This is a genomic window from Pseudarthrobacter albicanus (assembly GCF_018224015.1).
In the GTDB taxonomy this organism is placed as follows: domain Bacteria; phylum Actinomycetota; class Actinomycetes; order Actinomycetales; family Micrococcaceae; genus Arthrobacter; species Arthrobacter albicanus.
In genome coordinates, this window is the sequence record NZ_JAGPOT010000045.1 from 42,319 (window position 1) to 50,618 (window position 8,300).

The window sequence follows — 8,300 nt, forward strand, 5'->3', positions numbered from 1 at the left end:
TTAGGCTTCATAGCTTGCGGCGTACGGGGACCACAGCCAGCCTCGTCCATGCTATCGGTTTCCGGATAGGCCAACCAACGCGGCGCCGGGGAACGGCAGGGTCCCGGTACGGCTGAGGTCCCAGGCCATGCTGGCACTGATGCTGATCCCCCGGGGCCCGGTCCGGCGGGTGGTGCCCCGGATCAGCAGCAGCCGGGTGCCGAACAGCAGGGACCCGGCCTGTTCCTGGGCCTCATGGAAGAAGACCGAGTCCACGCAGCCGGTCCCGTCGTCGACGCTGATGAACACCACCCGGCGGCCGCCGCGCATGGGCGGCGTCTGGGTGGCGACCCGGACCCCGGCCACCAGCACCTCGGTGCCGTTGCGCAGCCCCAGCAGCTTGTCCGCGGTGGTGACGCCCAGCCTGTCCAGCAGGGGACGGTGGCTGGCCATCAGGTGTTCGCTGACGTCCACGGCCATCAGGTCCAGTTCGGTCCGGACGGTCTCCACCATGCCGGGTGCGGGCAGCTCCGCTTTCAGGTTCCGCAGCTCGATGTCGCCCAGCGGCAGGGCCAGCTGGCCCTCGATGACCTCCACGCCCTTCCGCTGCGGGCGGTGCTGGAGGTCCTGCAGGTGCCGGACCAGGTCCGCACGGTTCGCGGCTCCCCCGGACGCCCGGTGCAGGGAGTCGAAGGCCCCCAGCTGGGCGAGCCGCTTGATGCCCGGCCGGCTCAGCCGGGACCGGGCCCGCAGATCCGCCAGCGAGTCATAGGGCTGGGCCGCGACGATCCGCTTCAGTTCGGCGCCGGACAGCCCGTAGATGCCGCTGAGGCTCAGCCGGATGCCCAGCCTGCCCCGGTCCGGGCCGGCGGCGACCCGCTCCACCCGGTACTCCGCCTGGCTCCTGTTGATGTCCAGCGGCAGGATGGGGATCCCCAGCCGCCGCGCCTCGGCCACCAGGAGCCGTTTGGGGTACATGCCGGGATCGTGTTCCCAGAGCCCGGCGAGGAATGCTTCCGGGTGGTGCGTCTTGAGCCAGGCCGACTGGTAGGTGGGGACGGCAAAGGCAGCCCCGTGGGCCTTGCAGAAGCCAAAGCTGCCGAAGGCCTTCAGCGTGCCCCAGACCTTGTCCACCACCTCGGGGGCGTACCTCCTGGCCCGGGCCTCCTTCCGGAAGAACTCCTCCACCTTTCCCTCGAGCATCTCGTTGCCCAGCGCGCGGCGGAATTCATCGGCCCGCGCCAGCCCGCACCCGGTCATCACGTCGAAGGTCTTCAGGATCTGCTCGTGGAAGACGGTCACCCCGTGGGTCTCCTGAAGCACCGGCACCAGGTCCGGGTGCGGGTACACCTCGGGGGCGAAGCCGTGCCGGTGTTCCAGGAAGGGGCGGACCATGTCCGATTTCATCGGCCCCGGACGGAACAGCGAGATGTCGATGATGAGGTCGTTGAAGTCCCGCGGCGCCAGTTTGCCGACCAGTTCGCGCTGGCCCGGGGATTCAATCTGGAAACAGCCCAGCGTGTGGGTGCTGCGGATCAGCTCGTAGGTGGGTTCGTCATCGAGCGGGACGGCGTTCAGGTCGATGTGCCCGTCCTCGGCGATGTAGTCCGGCCCGTTCCCGTCCGGGCCGGCCGGATGCGCCCCGGCCGCGACCACCTCGGCCTTGGAGGGATGGAGCCGGATCACTTCCCGGACGGCGAAGGCCATGGCGCTCTGCATCCGGACCCCCAGCACATCGAGCTTGAGCATCCCCATGGGGTCCATGTCGTGCTTGTCGAACTGGCTCATGGGCAGGCCCAGGCCGCTGGGCTGGACGGGGGTGCGGTCCAGCAGGGTGGCATCTCCCAGGATGACCCCGCACGGGTGCATGGAGATGTGGCGCGGCAGCCGGTCCAGCCGTTCCGTGAGGTCCACCAGCAGGTCCAGCTGCTGGTTTTCGGTGAAATCGCGCTGCTCCACCCTTCCGGCGAATTCCCGCAGCTCCGGCTTCTCCGCGAGGGCCTCGCGGAAGTTCCGGGCCGGGAACCGCCACAGCTGCTTGGCGATTTCACCGACCTCGCCGTCGTCCATGCCCAGCGCCTGGCCGGCGTCCCGCACGGCACCGCGAGCGCGGTAGCCGTTCTGCATGCTCATCAGCGTGACGCGTTCGGCCCCGAAGCGGGCAAAGATCTTCCGGTAGACGTTGTGCCGTTCGGCGCTTTCGACGTCGATGTCGATGTCCGGCAGGGTGGCGCGGTCCCGGGAGAGGAAGCGCTCGAAGATGAGGTCGTGCTGGAGCGGGTTCACCTGGCTGACGTCGATCAGGTAGTTGACCAGGCTCGAGGCGCCCGAGCCGCGGGCGGCGGCCCGGACCCCCAGGTCCAGGATCATCCGGGCGACCTCGGCGACGGTCAGGAAGTAGGCGGCGAAGCCCAGGCTGCCGATGATCCCCAGTTCGTGGTCCAGCCGGGCGCGCAGCGCTTCGGCGGGTTTCCCGGCGATCCCCGGGAACCGGCGGCCGATTCCGGCCTCGCAGCGGCGGGCCAGCTCCACGAGGGGATCCCCGGCAATCCCGATCACGGAGGCTTCCGGGACCACCGGCTGTTTCCAGCCCATGTCGGTGGCCGGCTCCATCCGGCAGCGGTCCGCGAGCGCCTCGGTCTGGGCCATGAGCCGTTTGAGGTCCGTTCTCCCATACCCGGCGGCATGCATGATCTCCTTGCCCAGCGCCAGCATCTGCGCCGGTGATTTGAGCCAGGCCTGCCCGTTGGGCTGGAGCTGCGGGGCGGCGGAGAGTTCGGGGAGGGATTTCAGGGTCCGGGCGGAGTCCAGCACGTCCGCGGTGGCCGCGCCGTCCTCGGCGGCGTACCGCACGGCGTTGCTCAGCACGGCGGGCACCCCGTGTTCCGCGGCGAGCCTGAGCATCCGCACCGCATGGGCGGTGCTCAGGGGCTCACCGGGCGGGCTCAGCTGCGAGACCACCTCGGCGGCGAGGGTTCCCGGCGGCATGGCGTCCAGCCAGCGTTTGAACAGGGTGCGGGGACGCAGGTAGCGCCGTCCGCGCATGGCGCGTCCGACGTCGGAGTCCGGCCCGAGCAGGACCGTCAGCACCGGGTCCAGGGTTTCCGGGTGCAGGGTGCGGGAGGCCAGTTCCGCCCGGGTCACGGCCACCGGCACCGCGCCCCCGGCCTTGCCCGTGGTGCGGGCATGGGCGTCGGAGATCAGCCGGCACAGCGCCCGGTACCCGGCGCCGTTGTTGTGCCCGTGCGCGAGGACGACGACGCGTCCCCCCGCCTGGGTGCGGAGGTCGCCGTCGTCGTCCAGGACCGCCAGGTCCACCCCGACGACCGCGTCCAGTCCCGCCGCCATGCAGGCCAGCAGGTGCTTGACCGTTCCGTACAGGCCGTCGCGGTCGGTGCAGGCGAGCGCGGTGGCTCCGTCCGCGGCCGCCGCAGCGGCCAGTTCCTCCGGCCAGGAGACCCCGTAGTGGGCGCTGAAGGCGGTGGAGACATGGAGATGCGTGAAGCTCATGCCCTCCTCCGCTTGGGGAGGGTCCGGAGGGCGTCGTGGATCCGCAGCAGCCTCCAGCGGCCGCTGCCGACGTGCCGGGACAGGTCAAGGGTGAGGATCTCCCCCCGGGCCCCGCCCTCCGGGGACGGATCAGACAGGCGCACCTGGACCCGCCAGATCTCGTGGTCCACCAGGCCAGGCCCGCTGCCGAGCGGGGCCCGGCTTTCCTCTGCCCACCACTGGCGCCGCTCATACCAGCGGACCGGCTCCGCGCAGACGGTGTAGTGCCGCCCGGCCCAGCCCAGCTTCAGGGGCTGGCCCGAGGGTGTGCAGACGACGTCGACCGACTCGCTGAACATGCCCATGTTTGCCTCCCGGAACAGCCCGACCGCAGGCTTTCCGGCGCAGCTCAAGCCGGGGACTGCGGTCAGGCCCAAGTTTTCGAAGTAGTGTCAAAGTCATTATTCGAACATATCTTCGAATGATTTCAGTGTAGGCCGGGTGCGGGGCAAAACCTAGGTCAGGGGTGGACGGACGGGGGCGCTGGGGGCAGGATTGAGCCATGAGTTCCCATAACGCACTCCTCAAGCACGTAAGCATCGCCGCCAAGGAAACCGCCCTGGTGGCGAAGTTCGATATAGACGGAAATATTCCGGGAGCGGGGGCCTACGTGGTGGGGCTCGTGGCGGCAACCCCGGACCATTCCCATCAACGCAGGATGGGCATCGAGTTCATGAACGGCGAGGCCGTGTCCTTCTTCTGCTTCTGCCACGACGGGACCGAGGAGAACTTTGACCTCAAGGGCGTCGAGCATTCGGGCAACACCATCACGGGCCACTTTCCCCTGAGCACGGTGCTGGGCCTGCCCAAGGGCCATCTGATGAGCGCTTTCAGCGACGCGGAGGGCCGGGAGTACCAGGCCAATGTCCCGGTGGAGGAGGCCCTGTAGCGGGGAGGCCCTGTAGCGGGCCGGACAGCGTCAGCTGCTGGCTTTGTACACTTCCAGTTCGAGCGTGGTGAACGCCTCGGTCATGGCGCGGTAGGTCTTTTCGACGATGTCGGCGTCGATGTCCTTCTTCTCCGCCACCCCGCGGACATGCTCGATCACGCGCTCCACCCGTCCGGGGGCCCGCACCTGGGCGCTGTCCTCCTTCAGGGTTCCGGCGATCCGGATCAGCCGCTCGCGGCGTCCGATCAGCAGGACGATCTGTTCATCCACCTCGTCAACGGCCACCCGTACCGCCGCGAGCTGTTCCTTGTCGGCCTGGGCGTTTTTGTCGTCTCCGTGATTTGTGGGCATGGGGATGACAGTATCGAATGATGCAGCCACGAGTCGACTTAATTTCATTGGGTGTCCGCAGTGTCGACGCCTCCCGCAGCTTCTACGTTGACGGCCTGGGCTGGCGCGTCCTCCGGGAAGCCCCCGGCGAGGTCGTCTTCCTCCAGGCCAATCATGGACTCGTCCTCTCCCTGTGGGACGCCTCGCAGATGCACGCGGAGGCCGGGACGTCCAGCCCCGACGGGATTCCCTGCATCACCCTGAGCCACAACCTGGGCAGCGCGGCTCAAGTGGACGCGGTGATGGCGGAGGCCGAGGCGGCCGGCGCCAGCATCGTGGCCGCGCCGAAAACCCAGCCCTGGGGCGGCTACACGGGCTACTTCGGCGATCCGGACGGTTTCCGCTGGGAGGTGGCCTTCAACCCCACCTGGGCGGTCGGCGCCGACGGCGCGGTCATGCTCTAAAAAAGGCTCCCGACCGGCTGGATGAGCCCGGCGGAGTCGTTCCTGACGTTGCCGACGGCGGTGCCGACGGCGTCGATCCTCCAGCCCTGTGCGGCCCCGTGCGCCCCGGCCCGGACCAGCCCCACGAGGGCGGCGGGGTCGGCGGCGTGCGGGTCAAGCCAGGCCTGGATGGCCGCGCTGTCCATCGCCACCGGCAGCCGGTCATGCAGGGCGGTGAGTCCGGCGAGCCTTCCGCCGGCGTAGCCTTCCGGTGGCGAATCCGTGGTCAGGATCGAGGCCGAGAGCAGCCAGCGCTGCGGATCCCCCGCCGCCTTGGACGGGTCCCGCCACCATTCGTACAGGCCGGCGAACATCATGGGGGAACCGTCCCTGGGGTGCACGTAGTACGGCTGCTTGCTGCGCCCTTCCCCGGCTTTCCATTCGTAGTAGCCGTCCGCGGGTACCGCGCAGCGCCGGGACCGGACGGCCTTCCGGAACGCCGGCTTCGCCAGCACGCTCTCGCTGCGGGCGTTGATCATCCTGGGGCCGACGCCCGGGTCCCTGGCCCAGGGCGGCACGAGGCCCCAGCGCGCCAGATGGAGCTGGCGGACCGCCCCGCCGTCCACCAGCCGTTCCAGCAGGATCGGCACGTCCGCCGTCGGGGCGACATTCCAGGACGGCGGAATCACGATCTCTGCCTCGAGCCCGGCGTCGAACTCCGCCAGCAGATCTCCGACGGCCCGGGCCATCACGTAGCGTCCACACATGGCACCAGCATGCCATCTGGGGATCCGCCACCCGGGAATAGCCGGCTGCGGGTTACGGTTGAAGCGAACGACACCCTGGCGACGAAACACGCCTAAGACGAGCACCGAGGAGAAACTTCGTGGACTTCACCCCCGAATCCGGCACCATCACCATGTTTTCGACCACCTGGTGCGGCTACTGCAACCGGCTGAAGAAGCAGCTGGACGCCCAGGGCATCGGTTACACCGAGATCAACATCGAAGAAGTCGAAGGCACCGCCGACCTCGTGGAGAAGCTCAACGGCGGCAACCGCACCGTCCCGACCGTGCTGTTCCCGGACGGCACCGCGGCCACCAACCCGTCCGCGGCAGAGGTCAGGACCCGGCTCGCCGCCTGAGGCCACACCCAGACAATCCAGACTTCAACGACGACGGCGCGGCCCCCACGGGACCGCGCCTTACCGCGTGTTGCGACGTGCAGCGAGGGAGATTTTTCATGGTCCACAAAGTCAAAGGCGCAGTAGCCCGCTCCAAGGGAGCACCCGTCACGGTCGAGACCATCCTGGTCCCGGACCCCGGACCCGGCGAGGCGCTGGTGGACATCCTCACCAGCGGGGTGTGCCACACCGATCTGCACTACAAGCTCGGCGCGATCAACGACGACTTCCCCTTCCTGCTGGGCCATGAGGCCACCGGCGTCGTCAGCGCCGTGGGCCCGGACGTCACCGAGGTGGCCCCCGGGGACCGCGTGGTGCTGAACTGGCGTGCAGTCTGCGGCGAGTGCCGGGCCTGCCGCCGCGGCCAGGCGCAGTACTGCTTCAACACCCACAACGCCACCCAGAAGATGACCCTCGAGGACGGCACCGAGCTCACCGCGGCCCTGGGCATCGGCGCCTTCGCCGAGAAGACCCTCGTCGCTGCCGGCCAGTGCACCAAGGTCGATCCCGACGCCGACGCCGCCGCCGTCGGCCTGCTGGGCTGCGGCGTGATGGCGGGCCTCGGCGCCGCCATCAACACCGGCGGCGTGAAGCGCGGGGACTCGGTCGCCGTGATCGGCTGCGGCGGAGTGGGCGTGGCCGCCGTCGCCGGTGCCGCGCTCGCCGGTGCCACCACCATCATCGCCGTCGACATCGACGCCAAGAAGCTCGAACGCGCCACGGAACTCGGCGCCACCCACACGGTGGATTCCTCCGCCGTCGATCCGGTCGAGGCGATCCGCGAACTCACCGGCGGCTTCGGCGCCGACGTGGTGATCGATGCCGTCGGGCGGCCCGAAACGTACAAGCAGGCGTTCTACGCCCGCGACCTCGCCGGCACCGTGGTCCTGGTGGGTGTCCCGAGCCCGGAGATGACCCTGGACCTGCCGCTGCTGGACGTCTTCGGCCGCGGCGGCTCGCTCAAGTCCTCCTGGTACGGGGACTGCCTGCCCTCCCGGGACTTCCCGATGCTGATCAGCCTGTACCGGCAGGGCAGGCTGGACCTGGACGCCTTCGTCACCGAACGCATCTCGATCAACGACATCGAAGCGGCCTTCGACAAGATGCACGCCGGATCGGTCCTGCGGTCTGTCGTGGAACTGTGAACGGTTCAACGGCCAGCGGCGGTGCCGTGAACGGCCTCCGGATCGACCGGCTGGTCACGTCGGGCACGTTCTCGCTGGACGGCGGCACCTGGGACGTGGACAACAACGTCTGGATCGTCGGCAACGACGAGGAATGCCTCGTCATCGACCCGGCGCATGATCCCGCCGCGGTCGAGGCCGCCGTTGCGGGCCGGAAAGTCACGGCGATCCTGCTCACGCACGGGCACGATGACCACATCGGCGCCGCCGGGCAGGTCCGCGGGCGCCTCAGCGCCCCGGTCTACCTGAACCGGGACGACTGGATGCTGTGGGAGCGCGTTTTCCCGGGAACCGAACCGGACCACGCCATCGCACACGGGGACACGTTCGACGTCGCCGGCGCCCGGCTCACGGCCCTGCACACCCCGGGCCATTCGCCGGGTTCCATGTGCTTCTATGTCGAAAGCGAAGGCACCGTCTTCAGCGGCGACACGCTGTTCCAGGGCGGCCCGGGCGCGACCGGCCGGTCCTTCAGCGACTTCCCGACCATCATCGAGTCCATCCGGACGCGTCTGCTGGCGCTCCCGGCGGACACGGTGGTCCGGACCGGGCACGGCGATCCGACGACGGTCGGCGCCGAAGCGCCGCAGCTTCAGGATTGGATCACCCTATTGGGAGACACGCACTAGTGGGCATTTTCGTTAGTTCGTCGGGGGTCAGGCGGCCAGTTCGTGGTCGTGTTTGTTCAGGCGGTGCAGGTAGTCGTTGAGGTCGGCGCGGGTGTATTTCCAGTCGAACGGTTC

Annotated in this window: 9 protein-coding genes; 5 read left to right on the forward strand and 4 right to left on the reverse strand. The window is 69.1% G+C overall.

Going from position 1 to position 8,300, the window contains the following annotated elements:
• Positions 1 to 51: 51 nt before the first annotated feature.
• Together J9611_RS11530 and J9611_RS11535 are read right to left on the reverse strand one after the other, a co-directional pair.
• A complete protein-coding gene (locus J9611_RS11530; RefSeq protein WP_211880277.1) occupies positions 52 to 3,489 on the reverse strand; it encodes a DNA polymerase III subunit alpha in 3,438 nt (1,145 codons plus the stop codon).
• Positions 3,486 to 3,833: a DUF6504 family protein gene (locus J9611_RS11535; protein WP_211880280.1), complete on the reverse strand. Its 348-nt coding sequence runs from the start codon at positions 3,831 to 3,833 to the stop codon at positions 3,486 to 3,488. Before J9611_RS11535 ends, J9611_RS11530 begins: the two co-directional genes overlap by 4 nt.
• Before the next feature lie 197 nt (positions 3,834 to 4,030).
• On the opposite strand from J9611_RS11535, the gene J9611_RS11540 reads away from it, so the two are divergent.
• Entirely contained in the window at positions 4,031 to 4,417 is a 387-nt protein-coding gene (locus J9611_RS11540; RefSeq protein ID WP_211880282.1) for a hypothetical protein, read from the forward strand.
• A gap of 30 nt (positions 4,418 to 4,447) precedes the next feature.
• Here the strand turns inward: J9611_RS11540 and J9611_RS11545 are convergent, their stop codons facing one another.
• Positions 4,448 to 4,768, reverse strand: a complete 321-nt coding sequence (locus tag J9611_RS11545) for a chorismate mutase (RefSeq protein WP_211880283.1) — start codon at positions 4,766 to 4,768, stop codon at positions 4,448 to 4,450.
• A 20-nt stretch (positions 4,769 to 4,788) separates the two neighbouring features.
• Between J9611_RS11545 and J9611_RS11550 the strand changes: the two genes are divergently transcribed.
• A complete protein-coding gene (locus J9611_RS11550) occupies positions 4,789 to 5,211 on the forward strand; it encodes a VOC family protein (RefSeq protein WP_211880297.1) in 423 nt (140 codons plus the stop codon).
• Here J9611_RS11550 and J9611_RS11555 read toward each other — a convergent pair.
• Complete coding sequence (locus tag J9611_RS11555; protein WP_211880285.1) at positions 5,208 to 5,957, reverse strand: SOS response-associated peptidase; 750 nt, start codon at positions 5,955 to 5,957, stop codon at positions 5,208 to 5,210. The two genes, J9611_RS11550 and J9611_RS11555, sit on opposite strands and share 4 nt — an antisense overlap.
• 119 nt (positions 5,958 to 6,076) lie before the next feature.
• Between J9611_RS11555 and J9611_RS11560 the strand changes: the two genes are divergently transcribed.
• The 3 genes from J9611_RS11560 (at position 6,077) to J9611_RS11570 (ending at position 8,186) form a co-directional block, all read left to right on the forward strand.
• The gene (locus J9611_RS11560) at positions 6,077 to 6,334 is read left to right on the forward strand and encodes a mycoredoxin (protein WP_211880287.1); all 258 of its coding nucleotides are present in this window, start codon (positions 6,077 to 6,079) and stop codon (positions 6,332 to 6,334) included.
• 98 nt (positions 6,335 to 6,432) lie between these two features.
• Positions 6,433 to 7,518, forward strand: a complete 1,086-nt coding sequence (locus tag J9611_RS11565) for an S-(hydroxymethyl)mycothiol dehydrogenase (RefSeq protein ID WP_211880289.1) — start codon at positions 6,433 to 6,435, stop codon at positions 7,516 to 7,518.
• Positions 7,515 to 8,186, forward strand: a complete 672-nt coding sequence (locus J9611_RS11570; RefSeq protein WP_307857078.1) for an MBL fold metallo-hydrolase — start codon at positions 7,515 to 7,517, stop codon at positions 8,184 to 8,186. The genes J9611_RS11565 and J9611_RS11570 overlap by 4 nt, the downstream gene beginning before the upstream one ends.
• The last annotated feature ends 114 nt before the right edge of the window (positions 8,187 to 8,300 follow it).

Coding starts and splice junctions, on each gene's coding strand:
- J9611_RS11530 (WP_211880277.1), bottom strand. CDS start 3,489: ATGAGCTTCACGCATCTCCATGTCTCCACCGCCTTCAGCGCCCACTAC.
- J9611_RS11535 (WP_211880280.1), bottom strand. CDS start 3,833: ATGGGCATGTTCAGCGAGTCGGTCGACGTCGTCTGCACACCCTCGGGC.
- J9611_RS11540 (WP_211880282.1), top strand. CDS start 4,031: ATGAGTTCCCATAACGCACTCCTCAAGCACGTAAGCATCGCCGCCAAG.
- J9611_RS11565 (WP_211880289.1), top strand. CDS start 6,433: ATGGTCCACAAAGTCAAAGGCGCAGTAGCCCGCTCCAAGGGAGCACCC.
- J9611_RS11550 (WP_211880297.1), top strand. CDS start 4,789: ATGCAGCCACGAGTCGACTTAATTTCATTGGGTGTCCGCAGTGTCGAC.
- J9611_RS11555 (WP_211880285.1), bottom strand. CDS start 5,957: ATGTGTGGACGCTACGTGATGGCCCGGGCCGTCGGAGATCTGCTGGCG.
- J9611_RS11545 (WP_211880283.1), bottom strand. CDS start 4,768: ATGCCCACAAATCACGGAGACGACAAAAACGCCCAGGCCGACAAGGAA.